18 protein-coding genes are annotated in these 19,660 nt (G+C 64.6%); 11 read left to right on the forward strand and 7 right to left on the reverse strand.

Going from position 1 to position 19,660, the window contains the following annotated elements:
* Positions 1 to 257 precede the first annotated feature (257 nt).
* From hpf to ptsP, 6 genes are all read left to right on the forward strand, one after another.
* Entirely contained in the window at positions 258 to 581 is a 324-nt protein-coding gene (hpf, locus tag AC3G2C_RS17335; protein ID WP_488385890.1) for a ribosome hibernation-promoting factor, HPF/YfiA family, read from the forward strand.
* Positions 582 to 723: 142 nt separating this feature from the next.
* Entirely contained in the window at positions 724 to 1,674 is a 951-nt protein-coding gene (gene hprK, locus AC3G2C_RS17340) for an HPr(Ser) kinase/phosphatase (RefSeq protein ID WP_488385891.1), read from the forward strand.
* Between the two features lie 3 nt (positions 1,675 to 1,677).
* Complete coding sequence (gene rapZ / locus AC3G2C_RS17345) at positions 1,678 to 2,577, forward strand: RNase adapter RapZ (RefSeq protein WP_488385892.1); 900 nt, start codon at positions 1,678 to 1,680, stop codon at positions 2,575 to 2,577.
* Between the two features lie 43 nt (positions 2,578 to 2,620).
* Entirely contained in the window at positions 2,621 to 3,013 is a 393-nt protein-coding gene (locus AC3G2C_RS17350; protein WP_488385893.1) for a PTS sugar transporter subunit IIA, read from the forward strand.
* A complete protein-coding gene (locus tag AC3G2C_RS17355) occupies positions 3,006 to 3,275 on the forward strand; it encodes an HPr family phosphocarrier protein (RefSeq protein ID WP_488385894.1) in 270 nt (89 codons plus the stop codon). The genes AC3G2C_RS17350 and AC3G2C_RS17355 overlap by 8 nt, the downstream gene beginning before the upstream one ends.
* 158 nt (positions 3,276 to 3,433) lie before the next feature.
* Positions 3,434 to 5,164, forward strand: a complete 1,731-nt coding sequence (gene ptsP / locus AC3G2C_RS17360) for a phosphoenolpyruvate--protein phosphotransferase (RefSeq protein ID WP_488385895.1) — start codon at positions 3,434 to 3,436, stop codon at positions 5,162 to 5,164.
* Here the strand turns inward: ptsP and AC3G2C_RS17365 are convergent.
* A complete protein-coding gene (locus AC3G2C_RS17365; RefSeq protein WP_488385896.1) occupies positions 5,154 to 6,062 on the reverse strand; it encodes a LysR family transcriptional regulator in 909 nt (302 codons plus the stop codon). The two genes, ptsP and AC3G2C_RS17365, sit on opposite strands and share 11 nt — an antisense overlap.
* A gap of 86 nt (positions 6,063 to 6,148) precedes the next feature.
* Here AC3G2C_RS17365 and AC3G2C_RS17370 point away from each other — a divergent pair, with 86 nt between their 5' ends.
* From AC3G2C_RS17370 to AC3G2C_RS17380, 3 genes are all read left to right on the forward strand, one after another.
* Positions 6,149 to 7,171, forward strand: coding sequence for a YeiH family protein (locus AC3G2C_RS17370; protein ID WP_488385897.1), 1,023 nt, complete (start codon positions 6,149 to 6,151; stop codon positions 7,169 to 7,171).
* Positions 7,172 to 7,290: 119 nt separating this feature from the next.
* A complete protein-coding gene (locus AC3G2C_RS17375; RefSeq protein ID WP_488385898.1) occupies positions 7,291 to 8,124 on the forward strand; it encodes an SGNH/GDSL hydrolase family protein in 834 nt (277 codons plus the stop codon).
* 30 nt (positions 8,125 to 8,154) lie between these two features.
* Positions 8,155 to 8,589: a GFA family protein gene (locus AC3G2C_RS17380; protein ID WP_488385899.1), complete on the forward strand. Its 435-nt coding sequence runs from the start codon at positions 8,155 to 8,157 to the stop codon at positions 8,587 to 8,589.
* A 6-nt stretch (positions 8,590 to 8,595) separates the two neighbouring features.
* Here the strand turns inward: AC3G2C_RS17380 and AC3G2C_RS17385 are convergent, their stop codons facing one another.
* Both AC3G2C_RS17385 and AC3G2C_RS17390 read right to left on the reverse strand, forming a co-directional pair.
* Entirely contained in the window at positions 8,596 to 8,994 is a 399-nt protein-coding gene (locus AC3G2C_RS17385) for a DUF302 domain-containing protein (protein WP_488385900.1), read from the reverse strand.
* Positions 8,995 to 9,117: 123 nt separating this feature from the next.
* Positions 9,118 to 9,864: a glucose 1-dehydrogenase gene (locus AC3G2C_RS17390; protein ID WP_488385901.1), complete on the reverse strand. Its 747-nt coding sequence runs from the start codon at positions 9,862 to 9,864 to the stop codon at positions 9,118 to 9,120.
* Between the two features lie 109 nt (positions 9,865 to 9,973).
* On the opposite strand from AC3G2C_RS17390, the gene AC3G2C_RS17395 reads away from it, so the two are divergent.
* Entirely contained in the window at positions 9,974 to 10,342 is a 369-nt protein-coding gene (locus AC3G2C_RS17395; protein ID WP_488385902.1) for an ArsR/SmtB family transcription factor, read from the forward strand.
* An 18-nt stretch (positions 10,343 to 10,360) separates the two neighbouring features.
* Here AC3G2C_RS17395 and AC3G2C_RS17400 read toward each other — a convergent pair whose 3' ends face one another.
* The 4 genes from AC3G2C_RS17400 to AC3G2C_RS17415 all read right to left on the reverse strand — a co-directional run bounded on the left by AC3G2C_RS17400 (position 10,361) and on the right by AC3G2C_RS17415 (position 18,658).
* Entirely contained in the window at positions 10,361 to 11,944 is a 1,584-nt protein-coding gene (locus AC3G2C_RS17400; RefSeq protein WP_488385903.1) for a tryptophan halogenase family protein, read from the reverse strand.
* Positions 11,945 to 12,130: 186 nt separating this feature from the next.
* Positions 12,131 to 14,563 carry a TonB-dependent receptor gene (locus tag AC3G2C_RS17405; protein WP_488385904.1) on the reverse strand — a complete coding sequence of 811 codons (2,433 nt, stop codon included), beginning with the start codon at positions 14,561 to 14,563 and terminating at the stop codon, positions 12,131 to 12,133.
* Between the two features lie 347 nt (positions 14,564 to 14,910).
* Positions 14,911 to 17,427, reverse strand: a complete 2,517-nt coding sequence (locus AC3G2C_RS17410; protein ID WP_488385928.1) for a glycoside hydrolase family 3 protein — start codon at positions 17,425 to 17,427, stop codon at positions 14,911 to 14,913.
* Between the two features lie 217 nt (positions 17,428 to 17,644).
* Positions 17,645 to 18,658 carry a LacI family DNA-binding transcriptional regulator gene (locus tag AC3G2C_RS17415; protein ID WP_488385905.1) on the reverse strand — a complete coding sequence of 338 codons (1,014 nt, stop codon included), beginning with the start codon at positions 18,656 to 18,658 and terminating at the stop codon, positions 17,645 to 17,647.
* 162 nt (positions 18,659 to 18,820) lie between these two features.
* On the opposite strand from AC3G2C_RS17415, the gene AC3G2C_RS17420 reads away from it, so the two are divergent.
* Positions 18,821 to 19,645, forward strand: coding sequence for a hypothetical protein (locus tag AC3G2C_RS17420; protein ID WP_488385906.1), 825 nt, complete (start codon positions 18,821 to 18,823; stop codon positions 19,643 to 19,645).
* The last annotated feature ends 15 nt before the right edge of the window (positions 19,646 to 19,660 follow it).

Below are 19,660 nucleotides of genomic sequence, written 5' to 3' on the forward strand. Positions count from 1 at the left end.
GAACTTGGCGATGCGAAAGTCGTCTCCATATTCGTAAGTGAGTCGATCCGAAGGGAAACCTGTCATGGCCAACGCGTGAAGGTCTGCATAACGCGAAACCCGCGAGACTGGCGCATAGTGACTATCCCGACTTGGTGAGGAGGCCGGAGAACCCATCGGAACATCCCCTTAGCTTCAAAAGGTGTGTCGGCCACGACACCGGTGACTGGCGCATCGACCCCAGCCGCGTCCGCGGCATGTACCAAAGGAGGCGCAACATGCAAGTTCAGCTCAGCGGTCAGCAGATTGAAGTCACTCCGGCCCTTCGCGACCACGTGAACAGTCGACTCGACCGCTTATCCCGCCTCGACGACCGCATCCTCAGCCTTAACATCGTGCTTTCGGTGAACAAACTGCAGCAGCGCGCAGAAGGCACGATGGCGGTTACCGGCTCCACCTTCCATGCCGAGGCCAACGAGAGCGACATGTACGTCTCCATCGACGTCCTGTTCGACAAGCTCGTGGCGCAGTTGCGCAAGCACCGCGAGAAGATCAGCGACAAGCACCAGCGCGACGTGCGCGAAGAGCGCCAGTACGGCTGACCCCTCCTGGCCCGCCCATCACGGGGCGGGCCTTTTCCCCCGGATTTCTCCGTATCCAAGGCAGCGGCCGGTGCGAACTGGCACAATGTCGCCGTAGCCGCCGGGCCTGAAGGCCCTTTCCTAGCGGCGCAAAGGATATGGCTTGGACCGGCTCACCGCCCGACAACTCTACGATGGTGTCCACGAGCGCATGGCGCTGCGCTGGGTTTCCGGCATGCGCGGCGAGTCGCGCGTATTGGAGCAGGCCGCGACCACCACGCGCCGTCCCTCGCTGATCGGCTACCTCAACGTCATCTATCCCAACAAGATCCAGATCATTGGCACCGAGGAACTGAACTTCCTCGACAGCCTCGATTCGCGCCAGCGCTGGGAGGCAATCAACAAGATCGCCGCCTATCAGCCAGTGGCGATGATCGTGACCAAGGATCAACCCATCCCCACCGACCTGCGCGAGGTGGCGGAGGAAACCAATACCCCGCTGTGGATCAGCTCCAAGCGCGGCCACGAGCTGCTAACCTGGATGCAGTACCATCTGGCCCGCATGCTGGCGCCCAAGATCACCCTGCACGGCGTGTTTCTGGAGGTGTTCTCCATAGGCGTGCTGATCACCGGCGAATCGGGCTCGGGCAAGAGCGAGTTGGCGCTGGAACTGATCAGCCGCGGCCATCGCCTGGTGGCCGACGACGCCACCGAATTCACTCTGATCGCGCCCGACGTGATCGACGGCACCTGCCCCGAGCTGCTACAGGATCTCTTGGAAGTGCGCGGCCTGGGCGTGCTCAACGTGCGCGAGATGTTCGGCCACACCGCGGTGAAGCCGTCCAAGTACCTGCGCCTGGTAGTGCATTTGAAGCCACTGCGCGAAGGCGAGGACACCGACGGTCTTACCCGCCTCACCGGCGATATCGGCCATCGCGAGATCTTCGAAGTGCCCGTGCCGATGATCACCATTCCGGTGGCGCCCGGCCGCAACCTAGCTGTGCTGGTGGAAGCGGCGGTGCGCAATCATGTACTCAAGAGCAAGGGCATTGACCCGGCCCAAACCTTTATCGATCGCCAGGCGCACCAGATGCGCCGCTTGCCGCCGTGGTGAACCATGAGCCAGACGACATCCGGACCCGACATCCATCACCCTGACGCCATCCACCTGGTCGTGCTCACCGGCATGTCCGGCGGCGGCAAGACCGTTGCCCTGCGCGCGTTGGAAGATCTGGAGTTCTACTGCGTCGACAACCTGCCCACTTCGCTGCTGCCGCAGCTGGTGGCCGCCGCCAGTTGGGGCACCGGCGGCAAGCGCCGCAACATCGCCGTGGGCGTGGACGTGCGCAACCGCGAGGAAGACCTGCAACGCATGCCCGCGATGCTCTCGGAGCTCGCTTCCGCCGGCGTGCATGCGCACCTGATCTTCCTGGACTGCCGCGATGACGTACTGATCAAGCGCTATTCGGAAACGCGCCGCCGCCACCCGCTGTCCAGTGCAGGGCTTTCGCTCGCCGACGCCATCGTGGAAGAGCGCCGCGTGCTGCGCCCGCTGGCCGCCATCGCCGACAAGGTGGTGGACTCCAGCGATCTCAATGTGCACCAGCTGCGCCGACTGATCGCCACCGGCTACGCGGAAACGACCGAAGGGCTCACCCTGATGTTCCAGTCGTTCGCGTTCCGTCGCGGGCTGCCGCTGGATTCGGATTTCGTGTTCGACGCCCGCTGCCTGCCCAATCCTCACTGGGATCCGCGTCTGCGCCCGCTGTCCGGCAAGGACGGCCCGGTGCGCGACTACCTGGACGAACAACCGCTGGTCGCCGAGTATCTGGCCGACACCCAGCGCTGGCTGGATGCCTGGCTGCCACGCTTCGAGGTCGATGACCGCAGCTATGTGACCATCGCCATCGGCTGTACCGGGGGGCGCCACCGCTCGGTGTATCTGGTGGAGAAGCTGGCCGCCCATTTCCGTGCGCTGCGCAACGGCGTGCTTACCTTCCACCGCGAGATCGAGTGACCGCCATGTTCTTCAACTTTCCCAACCGGGTCGGCGAGCCGTCATGAGCGTCGGTGTGTTGTTGATGACGCACGAATCGGTCGGCCAGGCGCTGATTTCGGCCGCACATCACGTGCTGCCCAAGCTGCCCTTGCGCGTGGAGGCGGTGGAAGTGCCGCCGCAGGCGGACCCGGACGTGATGCGCACGCTCACGGCCAAGCATGCGCGGGCGCTGGATCAGGGCGACGGCGTGCTTGTGCTGGCCGACCTGTATGGCGCCACACCTTGCAACATTGGCCTGTCGCTCAGCGCGCTGGGCGTCCATTTGCGCTGCGTATCGGGGCTGAACCTCCCGATGCTGCTGCGTGTACTCAACTATGCGGAAAAACCACTGGACGAGCTGGCGGAAATCGCCGCCAGCGGTGGCCGCGGGGGAATCTTCATCGATCATGCTTGAGAAAGAGATTGTCGTTTCCAACAAGCTGGGCCTGCATGCCCGCGCATCGGCCAAGCTGGTGCAACTGGTGCAGAGCTTCAAGTCCACCGTGTGGCTGATCAGCAAGGGCCGTGAAGTCAACGCGCAGAGCATCATGGGCGTCATGATGCTGGCGGCCGGCATCGGAACGCCGCTGACCGTGCGGGCCGATGGCCCGGATGAGCAGTCCGCCCTCGATGCCGTGGTCGCCCTGTTCGATCGCAAGTTCGACGAAGGAGCCTGAGTGGGGAAATCGATCGCTCGAGCGTGGAACCCTGAGGCCGTGTTCACGGCCCAGCAGACCATGTCGTGCCATCTTTCCCTGCTGGGGTGCGCGGCCAAAGTGGCAGGACGCCACATCCCGGGCACCGTCGCTCCACCACCGCGCCACGGAGGGCAGGCATGAGAGAAATACTTCCAGGCACCACCGCCTCCAAGGGCATGGCCCTCGGTCGCGCACGCCTGGTCCAGCCCAGCCGTTATCTGGTCGACACCCGCCCGCTGGGTGAGGACGAAGTGGAGAGCGAACTGGCCCGGCTGCACCGCGCGCTGGACACCGCCCGCCAGGAACTGCGTGAACTGCGCGGAAAACTGCACGGCGCGCTCGCACGCGAGGTGAACGAGTTCATCGACGCGCACAGCCTGCTGCTGGACGATCCCGAGTTACTGCGCGGCCTGGACGACCTGGTGCGCATTGGCCATTACCGCCCGGGCGCGGCATTGAAGAAGCAGCGCGATCGCCTCGCCGCCGTCTTCGAGGCCATGGACGACCCCTACCTGCGCTCGCGCAAGGAAGACGTCGACCAGGTTATCAATCGCGTCATCTCCGCCCTGCAACGCCAAACCAGCCGCGAAGAACGCAAGCTGGCCGCGCGCGTGGGCGAAATCCTGATCGCCGACACCATTGCCCCGGCCGATATGGCTCACCTCGCCGGCAGTGGCTTGCTGGGCGTTGTCGCCAGCTCCGGTAGCGCGTACTCGCACAGCGCCATCCTTGCGCGCAGCTTGGACCTGCCCATGCTGGTGGGCGTGCGCGACGCACTCTCCACACTGCACGACGACGACCTCATCCTGCTCGATGCCGAACGCGGCGAAGCCGTGGTGCATCCCACCGCGCAGGACCTGGCCCGCTACCGGGCCTGGCAGCGCGAAGCCGCCCAGGAAGGCCGCCGCCTCGCCACCCTGGCCAACGCCCCCACCCGCACCAGCGACGGCGTGGATATCCGCCTGCTGGCCAACGCCGAAATGCCGCCGGACGTCGCCAGCGCGCGTGCGCGCGGCGCCGATGGCGTGGGCCTCTATCGCACCGAATTCCTGTTTCTGCGCCAGAAGGGCCTGCCTACCGAAGACGAGCAGTTCATCGCCTATCGCGACCTCGTACTCGGCATGGGCGGCCTGCCGGTCACCATCCGCACGCTGGACTTGGGCGCCGACAAGGCCGATGCCGCCGGCCTCGTGCTGCGCGGTGAAGACAACCCGGCGCTGGGCGTGCGCGGCGTGCGACTGTCGCTACGCTACCCGGCGGTGTTCACCACGCAGATTCGCGCCATCCTGCGCGCCGCCTGCTACGGGCCGGTGCGCGTGCTGGTGCCCATGGTCACCCAGCCGGACGAACTCATCGCCGTGCGCACGCTGTTCAAGCTGGCGCGGCAGGAGCTCAAGCGCGAGAACGTCGACTTGCCCGAAAAGCTCGCGCTGGGTGCCATGATCGAAGTGCCCGCGGCCGCCATCAATGTACGTGCGCTGCTGGAGCATGCCGACTTCCTCGCGATCGGCACCAACGACCTTGCCCAGTACGTACTCGCAGCCGATCGCGGCAACGACGCGCTGGACAACATCTACAACCCACTGCAGCCCGCGCTGCTGCGCCTCTTGTCCTACGTAATTGCCGAAGGTCGCCGCGCGCGCAAGCCGGTGAGCCTGTGCGGCGAGATCGGCGGCGACGTGAACTTCACCGCGCTGCTGCTGGCCCTCGGGCTCAACGAGTTCAGCATGCATCCCAGCCAGCTACTGCATGTGCGCGATCGCATTGCCACGCTGGATCGTTCCGCGCTGCGCGCTGCGGCTCCGCGCCTGCTGCGCTCGCGCACCCACGAAGAGGCCGAGGCGCTGCTCGCGCAGATCACCGGCTGAGCGTCGTGCCGGTGGCCTTGCCGCCCGCCAAGGCGAGGAACGCATCGATCAGGGCTCCGCGGTAACGCTGGCGATGCAGCACCAGCGACAGCGTGCGGCGCAGGTCGAGAAAAGGTGTCTTGAGCACTTTGAGCCGACCGCTGCTCACGGCATCGGTGACGGCCACCTCCGGCAGGCACGCAATACCCAGGCCAGCGATGACGGCCTGCTTGATCGCCTCGGCCTGATCCAGCTCCAACACCGTTTCGCCTGCAGGCAGCAAGGACAAAGCTCGCTCGCTCAGGCTACGCGTGGCGGAACCGGGCTCGCGCAGCACCCAGCGCGCACCGGCGAAATCGTCCTGTTGCAGCCGGCGCTTGCGCGCCAGCGGGTGGTCGGGCGGCGCGCACACCACCAGGGCATCGTCCCGCCATGGGCGCAGCTCCAGCGCGGGATGGGCCACCGGGCCCTCCACGCAACCGAGCTCCAGCGCGTGATCGAGCATGGCGGCCACGATCTCTGCGGTATTGGACACGCGCAAGCGCACCGACACATGCGGATGCGCGCGCACGAAATCACCCAGCAGCTCGCCTACCCGATAGTTGCCCACGGTATTGCTGGCGCCCACACGCAGTTCGCCACCCAGCGATGCCTGTGCCCCCGTGCCGACGCGACCAAACTCCGCATAGCGCTCCAGCAGCTCCTGGGCCAGCGGCAATAGCTCGCGCCCACGCGCATTCAGACGCAGGCGACCACGCTCGCGTGCGAAGACCGGTGCATCGAGCTGCCGCTCCATTTCGGCCAGCGCCATGCTCGCCGCCGGCTGGGTGAGGTGCAGCGCTTCGGCCGCCGCACGCACGCTGCCGAGGCGGGCAATCTGCACGAATACCTCGAGCTGGCGCGGGCTGATGTTGATCATCAGTAAATCTTATTACATGAATCAGAAATTCAAAGTTTTATTGATGCGAAGGCGGGCGGACAATGGCCACCATTCGGGAGAACACGATGAACGCCACCACCACCAGCCTTGCCGCCCCCACCCTTTCCCAACGCCTGCCGGGCCTGCTGCTGGCCATCGGCATCGCCCTCGTGGCGCTAGTGCTGGGCCGTTTCCTGCCGCTGATCGGCGGCCCTGTGTTCGGCATCGTGCTGGGCATCGTCGTGCGCAACACACTGTCGCCAGGCGGCACCTATACCCCGGGCATTCAGTTCGCCGGCAAGCAGGTGCTGCAATGGTCGATCATCGCGCTGGGCTTTGGCCTTAGCCTCAGCCAGGTGGCCAAGACGGGCATGGAGTCGCTGTCGGTGACCCTGGTGACCATCACGGTCGCCTTCCTTACCGCCTGGGGCCTGGGCCGCGCACTCAAGGTGCACGACAAGCTCAAGGTGCTCATTGGCGTGGGCACCGCCATCTGCGGCGGCTCGGCCATCGCTGCCGTTACGCCCATCCTCAAGCCGGACGAGCATGACACCGCGTTCGCCATCTCCACCATCTTCCTGTTCAACCTGGTCGCCGTGCTGTTGTTCCCGCTGCTGGGGCACCTGCTGCACCTGTCCGATCTTGGCTTCGGCCTGTGGGCAGGCACCGCCATCAACGACACGTCCTCGGTGGTGGCGGCCGGCTACAGCTTCAGCAAGGAGGCCGGTGACTACGCCACCATCGTCAAGCTCACGCGTGCCACGCTGATCATCCCGATTTGCCTGGTGCTGGCCCTGATCACCGCCTGGAAGCAGAAGAAGCAAGGCGCCAGCGACTTCAGCCTGCGCCGCATCTTCCCCTGGTTCATCCTGTGGTTCCTGGTGGCCTCGGCGGTGCGCACGGCGGGCCTGGTGCCGGTAGCGATCCAGCCTGCCCTGCACATGGCAGCGGAGTTCCTGATCATCGTGGCGCTCACCGCCATCGGCCTCTCCGCCAATCTGCGCAAGATGGCTTCCACCGGTGCTCGCCCGATCCTGCTTGGCCTGGGTGTGTGGGCCGCGGTGTCGGTGAGCAGCCTGCTGGTACAGCTGGTGATCGGGCAGTTGTAAGTTTCTTCCGACCCCGCGTACACCGGTTTTCTAAAGCCCCGCTCCTATGGAGCGGGGCTTTTCTTTGCGCCTCGCCACCCCATGTAAAAACGAGCCCCACGCACATAAGGACATGTGACATGCAGCTGCCGCTGTTTCGCCGGATCGCTACTCTGTTGTTTGCGCTGGTGTTGAGCACCGTCAGCCTTGCCACTACGGCCAGCAACGAGCCACGCGTGCTGTTCGTCGGAAACAGCCTGACGTATGTGAACAGCCTGCCGACCATCTTCGAACAGGTGGCTCAGGCCCAAACCGGCGGGCCGCGTTATAGGGCGGACATGTATGTGCGCGGCGGCGCCACGCTGGCCCAACTGAATCGGGAGGCGGAGTTGCACCGCCTGCTCGACAGCGGCGATTACCAGGTGGTGGTGCTGCAGGAGCGCGGCGGCGATGTGATGTGCCGCAGCCCGGAAATGCAGGCGCATACAAGCAACCAATCGTGCGACGACCTGCTTGCCGCGCATCGCCAACTGGTCGCCGAAGCGCGCGCGCATGGCGCCCGCGTGCTGTACATGGGTACCTACCAGAGCCAGCCTTATTTCTCCGCCCTGCTCACGCGAAGCGAGGCCGAGATCGCGCGCGAGCTGGACGTGCCTTACCTGGAGATATCCGACACGTTGCGCCGCCTGCAATCGGATCATGCCGATCTGCCATGGCTGCACAGCGATCACAGTCACCCCGGCATCGCCACCACCACCTTGATGGCGCTGCGCGTGTACCAGGCCTTGCAACAGGATCGTGCGCCACGGCCGTTCGCGTTATGCACAGCAAGCGATTTGCACACGACCAAGCTGGGTGGACATGCCTTTGTCAGCCATGACGAGTTGACCGCGCCCGCCGGCGAGTCGCACTGCCTGCTGCAAGAAGCGCAGGTAAAACTGATCACGGATGCACTGGCTCCGGCACAACGCTAAGCTGCCCCACTCACCCAAGGACGCTCGCGCATGCTCATTCAAGGACGCTGCCATTGCGGCAACATCGCCTTCGCGCTCGACTGGTTGCCCACGCCCACCGCGATTCCCGCGCGGGCCTGTGACTGCAGCTTCTGCCAGAAACACGGCGGCGTGTGGACGGCCCGTGCGGATGGTCACCTGCGCGTGACGCTCAGCGACACGACACGCGTGTCGCGCTATCGCTTTGGTACGCGCACGGCGGAATTCCTGGTCTGCGCGGTGTGCGGCGTGCCGCCGGTGGCATTGAGTGACATCGACGGCAAGGCTTACGCGGTGGTCAACGTCAATTGCTTCGAGCACGTGGACCCGGCCCTGGTACGCCCGCAGCCGGTGAGCTTCGGCGAAGAAGATTCCGTTGCCCGCCTGGCACGACGCCAACGGAACTGGATCAGTCAGGTCGAGGTGATCGAAGGCGCCGCCCCGTAGCCACCACTAGCGCGCCAACTGTTCCAGCAGTTGTGCCGCGCCCTGCAAGGCCGAGCCCATGGCTCGGGGAAGCCCGTGACGCACCATGATGTACTCCGGCGCGTTGTAGGCCATCCAGGTGCTGCCTTGGTCGTCCTCCCATACCAATACCTTGAGCGGCAGGTCCAAGCCGATCTCCGGTTCCACCTGCATCAAGGGCGTGCCGGCACGCGGGTTACCGAAGATGAGCAGTTGCTCGGGCAACAAGGTCAATCCCGCGCGCGCGGCGTCACCGCTGAAATCGATATGCGCAAACAGGGTAATGCCGTGATCGGCGAGCCGTTGTTCGATCTGCTTGACGGTTTGCATGACGCTGTACGCCGAGCGCAACGTCACCACGCCGCGCTCCATCGGTGTGCCGGACATGTTCGCCACTCCACGTGCCCAGAAGCCGCACCGGCGGCCTCTCATGGCAGCGATGATCCGCCCTGAACCGTCAAGCCGACGCATGCGACGCGCCGGAAGGGCGCGTCGCTGCGGAGTCAGGCCTCAGCGCATGCCGCCACCGGCGTAGAGCAGCTCGCCGGTGAGCCAGAAGGAGTCATCCGAGGCCAGGAAGCTCACGATGGTGGCGATGTCCTGCGGCTGACCGATGCGGCCCAGCGGCGTCTGCGCGGCGGCGTGGGCATGGAAGTCGGAGCCGATGAAGCCCGCGGCGTGCGTGCCTTCGGTTTCCACCATGCCTGGGTTCACCGCATTCACACGAATCTTGCGCGGGCCCAGCTCACGCGCAAGCACGCCGGTGATCGCATCCACCGCACCCTTGGTGCCGGTGTACACGGCGCTTTCCGCCGGCACGATGCGCGACACCAACGAGCTGATGTTGATGACGCTGCCACCCTCGTTCATGTGACGGGCCGCGGCCTGGGTCACCAGCAGCAAGCCAAGCACGTTCACGTTGAACTGCTTGTGGAAGTGCTCCTCGGTGATGTTGTCCAGCGCGCCGAATTCGTACACGCCGGAGTTGTTCACCAGCACGTCCAGGCGACCAAAATGCTCGACGGCAGCGTCGGCAATCGCCTTGGCGTCAGCCGCCTTGGATACGTCACCGCCGACCGCCACGGCCTTGCCGCCGGCCTTCTGGATCTCGGCGACCACGGCATCGGCGCCGGCCTTGCTGGAGGCGTAGTTCACCACCACGGCGGCGCCTTCGGCCGCCAGCGTCTTGGCGATGGCCGCGCCAATGCCCTTGGAGGCGCCGGTAACCACAGCCACTTTACCCTTGAGCTTGCTCATGACAGTTCCTGATGTTGGGGAGGGAATGAAGCCAGGGAGCTGAACAACTCCCATAGTTCGCAACATACGAACTTATGAACTAGTTTTCAAGGGCTGGTAGAATGGCCCCATGCGCCCCCTTACCCATCCCTCGATGGACGACGTGACCGTGGAGGGCATCCTCCATGCGTTGTCCGACCCCACCCGCGCGGCCATCTATGCGCAGCTGGCCTGTGCGGATGCGGCCAACACCTGCTCGGCCTTCCTGAAAATGGAAGACCGCGATATTCCCAAATCCACCCTGTCCCAGCACTTTCGCGCCCTGCGCGAGGCCGGGCTGGTGCGCAGCGAGCGTCGCGGCGTGGAAATGTTCAACACCACGCGCTGCGAGGAAATCTCCCAGCGCTTCCCGGGCCTGCTGCCGGCCATCATGCAGTCGTACAAGGCGCAGGTGGTCGGGCGCAAACCGGCGGCCAAGCGCAAGGCCAAGGCCGGTTAAGGTCGCCGGCAACCTGGCTCAAGCCGCCGTAACGCGCTGCCGTTCTGCTCGCTGTTCAAACTCAGCGCACCACTGCTCCACCAATGCGCGATGATCCGGCAGATCGTTCAATGCATGCGCCGCCACTTGCTGGATCATGGCGAACTCGCGCCGTGCCTCGTCCATGTGCGGATAGGCGCTGCGGCTGGGCGTAAGGTCGGTCTTGAACTCCATGCCATAAAGCACGTACTGCCAACTCGAAACCAGGAACATCTCCAGGTCGCTGACGAAATCCAGGCGATGCGGCGGGCGGTGCTTCCATAGCGCCAGCTTGTCCTTGAGCGTCTGGGGGATACTGGCGGCGTCGGTGTTGTCGATCCAGAACGCCGAGTCGCGACGCTGGCTCAGGCAGTAGTGCATCTTGATGAAATCGATGATGCGGTCATAGCGCGCCACCATCATGTCGTTGAAGTGGCGGGCGGCGCTGGCCATGTCGTCCGTGTCGCCCGGCAGCAGGTGCGTCAGGAGATACGTCGCCAGCTCGACCAGTGCGATACCCGTGGACTCCAGCGGCTCCACGAAGCCACCGGCCAGGCCTACCGCCACGCAGTTCTTTCGCCAGTGTTCCGGGCGATAGCCCGTTTCGAACCGAATGTGCATGGCCTTGAGGCCATCGGCAGCGGCACCCAAATACCGACGAAACACCTGCTCGGCGCGCACGTCGTCGGTGTGCCGCGACGAATACACGTAGCCCACGCCACGCCGCCTCTGCAGCCCGATATCCCAGATCCAGCCTGCTTCTTGCGCGGTGGAAATGGTGTACGAGGGAATGGGCGTATCAGCGCGCTCGTAAGGCACCTGCATGGCCACGGCGCGGTCGGCGAACAGCACATCGCGACGGCTGCGGAACGGCGAGGCCATCGCACCGCCGATGAGGGCGCCACGCAATCCCGTGCAATCCACATACAGGTCTGCGGTGAGCGCGCCGAGCTCCGTGGTGATCACCCGGGCAATGGCGCCGTGCTCGTCCAGTTCGGTGCGCTCTACCGTGGCAACGTGCCGGTGCACGCCCAGCGATGCCTGCCCATGCTCGGCCAGCACGCGTGCGAACTGCGCCGCGTCAAAATGAAACGCATGATTCATGGGCCCCTGGTAATCGGCATCACTCGCACGCTTGGGCGCCTTGCCGTGCGCCACCAGCAGGCTCTGCATGGTGACGGCGTCAGCCAGCGACACCCCTTCGGGCGCGCAACCGAGCAGCCAATAAGGCAAGAGCTCCGGCCCACCCGGACGCTGGCTGGGCACGCTGAAGGGATGAAAGAAATGATCCGGGCCCGGCGCACCTGGCGGCCGCACCCAGTGCCGATAGTGGATGCCTTGCTTGTAGGTGGCCGTGGCGCCCACCAGAAAGCGCCGCTCGTCCAGGCCAATAGCCGAGAGCGTGCCGCGTATCGACGGAAACGTGGCCTCCCCCACCCCGAGCAGGCCGATGCTGCTCGACTCCACCAGGTGCACCTGCACGCTGTTGGGATCACGCGCGTTCACCGCCTTGGCCAGGTAGCACGCTGCCAGCCAGCCGGCCGTGCCACCGCCGACGATCAGTACCTTTCTGATGCGCGCCATGCTTGCCCCCATCGCGCGCAACTTGGCGCGGCGTGTGTTTGCGTCATAAAGAGTTGCCGGGCCGCTCCAGACGAGCCCGGCAAAGCGCCATTCACGGGGAGGGAGACAGCGCCTTCCCTGGTGCTGTTCGTGGAACGGCAAAAGGTGGGCGGCGTAAGGCACCCGGAGCGCCACCCAAAGTGTTCATCAGAACCAGACACCCAACTGCACGCCATAGGTCCGCGGCGCGAGGTACTGGGAGACGTACTGGAACGAACCATCCGGCATCTGGAAGCGGCCCGCACTGGTGCGCACCTTGCCGTCGGCAACGTTCTGCACATACGCATTGACCCACCACTTGTCGCCCGGCTCGGTGTAACGCAACGCCAGGTCGCCCCGCGTGTACGCCTTCTGCTTGTCGCCGTCGCCGAGGTTGAAATAGCTCAACCATTGCGCGCTCTGGTATTGCGCACTTACGCGCGGCGTGAGGCGCCCGCCATTACCGAGATGGAAATCGTGCTCGTAGATGGCCGTGAGTGACACATTGGGCGCATGCGGCAGGTCGTTGCCCGTCACGTTCATGCAGCTGGAGAGATTCGAAGCCGGCGGGCATGCGGGCAGCCCCTGGTAATCGTTGCTCCCCGCGTAGATCAGCGTGCCCAGCGTCTTCTTGGGAATGGCCGAGAACACCAGGTTGAAGCGATCGTCCTTCTGCTGATAGGCCAGTTCCGACTCGATGCCCAGCACCTTGGTACTACCCGCCACATTGGAGAAGCCCAGGCCATGATTGCCGTCGGGATAGGTGATGGGCGCGGAGAGCTGGAAGTTCTTGAAATCCTCGTAGTAGATCGCCGAGTTCCACGTCATGTGGCCATCGAGGAAACTGAACTTGCTGCCGATTTCATAGTTGGTGAGGGACTCGGGCTTGTACAGCGCACCGCCGTCCTGCGTGCCGCCCGATTTGTAGCCGGTGGACACGCTTGCATAGAGCAAGCCGTTCTCGCCCACGTCGGTATCCACGCGTGCCAGCCAGGTGACCTTGCTCTTGCTGTAGCTGGCCGTGTTGTAGGTGGATACGTTGAAGCCGTTGGAGGGTGCCGGATACACGCCCGGAGAGATCGGCACCTGCGGCACGTTCGGGTCGTAGTTCCAACCCCAGTTCACGCCGCCATCGTTGGCCTTGTTGTCGTGCGACCAGCGTGCGCCGCCAGTGAGGCGCCAGTGGTCGCTGAGGTTCCAGGTGGCCTGGCCAAAAATGGCCGAGGACTTCACCGTTTCCTTGGGCTGGATGAAGGAGCCCTGCCAGTTCACTGAACCGTACTGGGTGCCATTCATGATGGGGATGTCGAAGCGGATGTTGTTGTCTTCGTACGCGTAGTACGCACCAACGATCCAGTCCAGCGTCTGCTTGCCGGTGGACTTGAGGTCCACCTCCTGACTCCAGTTCTTGTAGTTGGAGTAGTTGGTGCGATCGTCCTGGTACACGCCGCCAGTAGTGAAGCTGGTGGGCACGCTGACGCCCACGTCCTGGTCAAAGTCACTCTTGCCGGAGTAGCGGTTGTAGCCGGCGATATAGCTCAACTGCACGCCGTCGTTGATGTTCCAGTCCATGCGGCTGCGCAGCGTCTTGGAGGTGCGATCCAGGTACGGCGCCACGTCGATCAACGCGGACCAGAAGTCCTGCCCTGCTCGCGGCGTCTGCATCAGGCTGAGGTTGGGCGTGCCGCGATCCACGAAGTACTCGTAGGAGATGTTCCACTTGAACGCATCGCTCGGTTGCCACAGCGCGCTGACGCGCGCGGCCGATTGATCCTGCGCGTTGTACTTCTGCCCGCCATGGATGAACTGGTCGGGATTGATCGGCTGGAATTTGGCAGGGTTGCCGCCGGAGGCCAGATAACTAGCCTGCTGCTGTGCCACGCTCGGCAGCTCGGTGGAGGGGTTCTGATAGTCCACGTAGCCGTCGTGCTGCTGATGCACCACCGCTACGCGCATGGCGAACGTGCTGCTGATGGGCAGGTTGAAGGCAGCGCGCGCACCGACCTGGTTGTAATTGCCCGCCTCTACCTGCGCATTGCCGTAGAAGCCGGCGTTGATGTCTGGCTTGGCGGTCTGGAAGCTGATTGCGCCGGCCGTGGAATTGCGCCCCCACAGGGTGCCTTGCGGCCCACGCAGCACTTCCACGCCATCCATGTCGAGCAACAGGCTGGCCGCTGTTTCGGCGCGCGGCGCATACACGCCATCGACAAAGGTGGCCACTTCGGGGTCGGCATATTCGGTCTTGGCGCTGTCGTTGCCGATGCCACGCAACGTCAACGTGACTACGCCGTGGTCGCCTTCGCTGGTGCCTTGCAGGCCTGGTACCAGCTTGGTGAGATCCTGCACCGTCATCACACGCTCTTTGTCGAGCGTATCGGGCGTGATGGCACTCACGGCCACGGCGGTTTTCTGCAGTGGCGTCTCGCGCTTGGTCGCACTGACCTCGATGGCGTCGAGTTGCTTGACCTTCTTTTCGGTCGCCGGCGAGGCGTTCTGTGCGGAAGAACCTGCCGGCGTCGCCGCCTGATCCTCCGCCAGCAACGCGCCCGGGGCGAGTACCAGCGACATGGCGATATACAACGCCGAATAGCGCAACTTCATGTGGCTTCCCCTCTAAGCATCGTTCGGATTGTTGTTCGTCACCGCCCCCTGCGGCGACCCGTCGATCCCCACCCCAAATGACAGCGCTGTCAAATTCATAAATGACAGCGCTGTCATTCGTGATGATAGACCGGTTCCTTCGTAGAAGCTTGACGCGCGGCAACACGCCTGTCGCATACCGCCAAACCCTTGCTACAGCACACTTCCAAGCCCATCAGGCAAGCTGCAACACCACGCTTTTGGTGCACAGCAGATGGACGTCCCGCGCGCCGTTACCGTTTTTGTGCCGGCGCACACCCTCAAAACCCCATCGACTCACCCATGCGCAGTGTCGGCGAGCGAGGCCATCAACGTGGGCAATCGACGACCTGATCGACCTCCGTGCCAAGCGCCACGCGCGTCAGTGCCCAATCGCTTCCTTTGCTACCAGCCATCACGAAGGGTCGATCGATGCGATGCATGTCCGCGCCGGCGGCCCGAAAACATTTGAGCGGCACGCCCAGACGCACCCAGGCATGCGGTGGCAGCACCGCCAAGCTCTTGGCCAACGGCACGCGTCCTTCGCAGCCGCTGCCACACCCCATGGCGATCCAGGCATCGCCACTGGGCATGGCGTCCACTCGCAGAGTCGTGACCAGCAACACGTCGCCGTTGGTTTGGCGATCCAGATCGAGCGGCGCATGCGCCTGGATCACAAGCTCGCCCCCAGCGGCTTGCCATCGGAACTGTCGGGCATCCTCCTGCGCCCGATAGTCCATGCCACTCATCTGCAGTCCGCCGTCCGCCGTGGTCGCCCGTGATACGTCCGCGGGCACCGCCTGCCCTTGGGCATCGACCAGTGCAAACGCATAGCCATGAATGGGCTTGCCGCGATCGAGGTAATGCCCGATCGGAATCTGCTCGCCCTGAATGCCGGAGTTTTCCGGCAGCGGCGGCGAGCTACGCTTGTCGCCATATCGCAAGCCGTAACCCAGAGCGAACTGCGGTGTGCCCTCACCCGCGACGGCCGTGCGTGGCCACGCGAACGCCAGCGTGCCGTGAAAGTCATGGGCAATCTGGCCATCTCGCGTACGCAGGAGCACATCGGCCACGCCACCGCCTTCGCTACCGGGTAGCCAGGCGGCGACAAAGGCATTTGCCGCATTGAGTTCGCGGTTCACCCACAGCGGCCGGCCACTCAGGAAAACAGCAACCACCGGAATGCCCTCGCTACGCAGGCGACGCAGCAGGGCAAGGTCGTGGTCGTCGCCCGGGCGATACAGGAGGTTGGGCAAATCGCCCTGGAATTCCGCATAGGGATCTTCGCCGAACACGACGACGGCCACATCAGGCTTGGTGGTGTAGCGACCATCCGCATCGATCCACGCCCGGCCACCCGCTGCACGCACCTGCTCCACGATGCCCGCACCGATGGTTTGCGCACCCGGAAAATCGCTGCTCTTGAGCCCGGTGCCTTGCCAGTTGAGCGTCCAGCCGCCACTCTGGCGCGGCACGCTGTCTGCCGCGTCGCCGGCGATGAGCACATGCTTTCGAGGATCGAGCGGCAGCAAGCCGCCGTCGTTCTTGAGCAACACCAACGACTCGCGAACCGCGCGGCGCGCGAGCGCCCGATGCGCCGGGCTGCCCACCACGCTCGTAGCGTTCTTTACCAGCGTTTGCGCCGATGGTGCGCCCTGTTCGAACAGGCCCGCACGAAACTTCACCCGAAGAATGCGTGCCACCGCATCGTCCAGGCGAGACATCGGAATGGTGCCGGCCTTCGCCTCGGCCAGCGTGTGCTCGTAAAGGCCGCGCCAACTGTCCGGCGCCATCAGCATGTCCAGCCCCGCATTGATCGCGACGGGGCAATCCTCATTGGTGCAACCAGGCACCTGCCCGTGCGCGTTCCAGTCGCCCACCACGAAACCTTGAAAATCCATGCGCTGCTTGAGCACGTCGGTCAGCAAGGCACGGTTGCCATGCATTTTCTCGCCGTTCCAACTGGAGAACGACGCCATGATCGTTTGCACGCCCGCCTCGATGGCCGGCGGATAGCCCGCCGCGTGCACATCACGCAGCGCCGCCTCGCTGATCTGCGCATCGCCCTGGTCCTTGCCGTTGAGCGTGCCGCCATCGCCAAGGAAGTGCTTGGCCGATGCCACCACATGCTCACCATCCAGGAATTGCGGCGTCCCTACTTTGCCCTGCAATCCTTCGACCATCGCCCCGGCGTATGACGCCACCAGCTTCGGGTCCTGCGAATAGCCCTCGTACGAACGCCCCCAACGCACGTCCTGCGGCACGGCCAGCGTGGGTGCGAAACTCCAGTTGATGCCCGTGGCACGCACTTCGGCCGCGGTGGCTTCGCCAATTTGCCGAATCAAATCCGCATCATGTGCGGCGCCCAGACCGACGTTCTGCGGAAACAGCGTGGCGCCGACGGCGTTGTTGTGACCATGCACGGCGTCAACGCCGAACAGCAGTGGAATCGCCACGTGCCCGGCCACCGGCGCCATGGCGGCGCGATAGAACGCCTCGGACAGGGCCTGCCATTGCGCCACCGTGGCGGTCACGGCACCGCCCGGCTTGGAATTGCCGCCGGCCAGAATCGCGCCAAGGCGATACTTGCGTACGTCGTCGGGCGTCACGCTGAGGATATCGGCCTGGATCAACTGGCCAACTTTTTCCTCCACCGTCATCTTCGCCATCAACGCGGCCACGCGCCGCTCCAGCGCCGCGTCGGCCGGCAATGGCCAGGTCGCGCGCGGCCAAAGCGCCGGGTGGATGGAGGCTGTGGTAGCGGCCCAGGCCGCACCTCCGGTTGCGCCAGCCAACAAGGCCGCCAGCAGGGTTGGGGCACATCGCAAACGACGAACAGACGCCAGCACGGTTCTCTCCACAGGCCAAGGCGGCCTCCCCCGTGGAGCCCGTGCGAAACAGCCTGACAGAAATGACAGCGCTGTCAATTTGCGATGCAGCAGCCCGCAAAATCCATACAACTACTTGAAATAACTTATGTTTTAGCTAGGCATGAGGAGATGAATAGGTGACCGACCAGCACCTGGCCGACAGAAGGGCATCACTGCCCGCTGCCCGAGAAACTTACGGCGCCTTCGCCGTCGACTCGCGCAATTGCAGCGCGTAAGGCACCTGCACCAGCAAGCCCGAACCACGCCCACGTAGGAGATCCATCAACTGCTGGGTGGCCAGCCTGCCCATTTCGCGGCTCGGCTGGCGCACTGTCGTCAACGGCGGCCACAACTGACTGGCCAACGGGGTGTCGTCGAACCCACATACCGACAAGTCGCGTGGCAGCTTGAGTCCCCGCTCGTTGGCGGCCCACATCACGCCCGCCGCCATGTCGTCGTTGGCCGCGAAAATGGCCGTGGGGTGTTCGGGCAGGTCGAACAACTGACGGGCGGCCAACACGCCCGAACCAAACGAAAACTCGCCCTGCAACACGTACTGCGGGTCGAAATCGATACGGGCGGCGGCGAGCGCGTCCTTGTAACCGGCAAGGCGCCAACGACTGGCGCCGTGATTGGCGATACCCACGATATGCGCAATACGCCGGTGCCCCAGCTCGATCAGGTGCGTTACCAGCGCCTTGGCCGCCTGCTGCTCGTCCATGCAAACGCCGATGACGTGCTCGCGCTGCAGCGGCGAAATGCTGGCATGCGGCACACCCAGCTCCTTGAGGCGTTGCAACAGCGGCGCATGATCGGTCAGCGGCGGCGTGACGATGACGCCCTCGATGTGGTGATCGTGCACCAGGGCGTCCACGCGACGGATGAAATCCTTGCCGCGCATGCGCAAGGGGCACGCCATCATGCTGAAGCGATGGGCGTCGCAGGCGTCGAGCACGCCATCCTGGATCTCGGCCAGATACGTGGAAGCCGGGTTGTCGTTGTTGTCGTACAGCATCGCCACCAGGGACGAGCGGCTGCCCGCCAGCCCACGAGCTGCCGGGCTGGGTCGGTAGTTCATCGACTCCATCGCCGCCAGCACCTTCTGGCGCGTGGACTCCTTCACCGACGCCTCTTCGTTGAGCACGCGGGACACCGTCTTGGGCGAGACTCCCGTCGCGCGCGCTACATCTTCCAGGCGGACCCGCATGTGTTCTCCCGACATTGCCGTACTGCCCGGTGACTATGCCCTCCGGTACGGCAGGTTTACAAGAACCCGGCGTATGCCGGTCAGGACGCCGAATGAAGCATCGGGAATCCAGAACACGCCAAACCACGTATCGGCTCCATAACCCCAACGCGATACCTGGCGATGACCGCTCCCAACCGCCCTTTCGCCATGCCGCGCCCAGGCGCCGGCATCCGCACGGCCCTGCTGGTGGTGCTGGCGTTTAGCAGCGCGGGGAAACTCGCCGCCGCCGATCGGCATTACGTCGGCGTGGCCTATGCCCAGAATGGCAATGCCGTGCGCTATCGCGAGGAACATTGGTTGTTCGATGATCGCGGCACTCGCACGCGCCTGGTGCTTTACCGCTGCAGCGATGGCACGGCATTCGCACGCAAGTGGGTTCGCTACGGGCAAGTGCCCTGGGCACCCGAGTACGCCTTCGAGGATGGCCGGGACGGCTATCGCGAAGGCGTGCGCCGGGAGGCGAACGGGCAGCTGCAGGTATATGCCAAGCGCCATCATGACGCTCCGCCGGACACCGCCACGCTCACCCCTTCACCCGATACCGTGATCGATGCCGGCTTCGACGACTTCGTGCGGGGCCATTGGAGCCAGTTGCGGCAACCCGACGGCTTGCGCGCCGACTTTATCGTGCCCTCCCGCCTGGACCAGCTGACGCTGCGCCTTCGCCCGGTGGCCGACGGACGCGCCGACGCGGCATCCGTGCAACGCCTGCGCATGAGCCTGGATGGCTGGCTCGGCAAGCTCGCTCCCAGTGTGGAGCTGGTCTATGCGGTGAACAACCAGCGCTTGCTGCGATTCGACGGCATCAGCAACATCCGTGATGCCAACGGCCACAGCCAGCGGGTGCGCATCGAGTTCCCGCCCAGCGGCGAGCAGCCCGCGCCCAATCACACCGAAGTGATGAACGCACTGGCGACGCCCTTGGCCAGTCGCTGCCCGGACTGAGTCCGGCGATGCATC

This window comes from Frateuria sp. sgz306004, from assembly GCF_057750885.1.

What these genes read in the sequence shown, in the direction of transcription:
- AC3G2C_RS17420 (WP_488385906.1), top strand. Translation starts at nt 18,821, where the DNA reads ATGACCGCTCCCAACCGCCCTTTCGCCATGCCGCGCCCAGGCGCCGGC.
- AC3G2C_RS17380 (WP_488385899.1), top strand. Translation starts at nt 8,155, where the DNA reads ATGCTCATTCAAGGACGCTGCCATTGCGGCAACATCGCCTTCGCGCTC.
- AC3G2C_RS17390 (WP_488385901.1), bottom strand. Translation starts at nt 9,864, where the DNA reads ATGAGCAAGCTCAAGGGTAAAGTGGCTGTGGTTACCGGCGCCTCCAAG.
- AC3G2C_RS17415 (WP_488385905.1), bottom strand. Translation starts at nt 18,658, where the DNA reads ATGCGGGTCCGCCTGGAAGATGTAGCGCGCGCGACGGGAGTCTCGCCC.
- AC3G2C_RS17395 (WP_488385902.1), top strand. Translation starts at nt 9,974, where the DNA reads ATGCGCCCCCTTACCCATCCCTCGATGGACGACGTGACCGTGGAGGGC.
- AC3G2C_RS17365 (WP_488385896.1), bottom strand. Translation starts at nt 6,062, where the DNA reads ATGATCAACATCAGCCCGCGCCAGCTCGAGGTATTCGTGCAGATTGCC.
- AC3G2C_RS17405 (WP_488385904.1), bottom strand. Translation starts at nt 14,563, where the DNA reads ATGAAGTTGCGCTATTCGGCGTTGTATATCGCCATGTCGCTGGTACTC.
- AC3G2C_RS17355 (WP_488385894.1), top strand. Translation starts at nt 3,006, where the DNA reads ATGCTTGAGAAAGAGATTGTCGTTTCCAACAAGCTGGGCCTGCATGCC.
- AC3G2C_RS17400 (WP_488385903.1), bottom strand. Translation starts at nt 11,944, where the DNA reads ATGGCGCGCATCAGAAAGGTACTGATCGTCGGCGGTGGCACGGCCGGC.
- AC3G2C_RS17370 (WP_488385897.1), top strand. Translation starts at nt 6,149, where the DNA reads ATGAACGCCACCACCACCAGCCTTGCCGCCCCCACCCTTTCCCAACGC.
- hpf (WP_488385890.1), top strand. Translation starts at nt 258, where the DNA reads ATGCAAGTTCAGCTCAGCGGTCAGCAGATTGAAGTCACTCCGGCCCTT.
- ptsP (WP_488385895.1), top strand. Translation starts at nt 3,434, where the DNA reads ATGAGAGAAATACTTCCAGGCACCACCGCCTCCAAGGGCATGGCCCTC.
- rapZ (WP_488385892.1), top strand. Translation starts at nt 1,678, where the DNA reads ATGAGCCAGACGACATCCGGACCCGACATCCATCACCCTGACGCCATC.
- AC3G2C_RS17375 (WP_488385898.1), top strand. Translation starts at nt 7,291, where the DNA reads ATGCAGCTGCCGCTGTTTCGCCGGATCGCTACTCTGTTGTTTGCGCTG.
- AC3G2C_RS17350 (WP_488385893.1), top strand. Translation starts at nt 2,621, where the DNA reads ATGAGCGTCGGTGTGTTGTTGATGACGCACGAATCGGTCGGCCAGGCG.
- AC3G2C_RS17385 (WP_488385900.1), bottom strand. Translation starts at nt 8,994, where the DNA reads ATGTCCGGCACACCGATGGAGCGCGGCGTGGTGACGTTGCGCTCGGCG.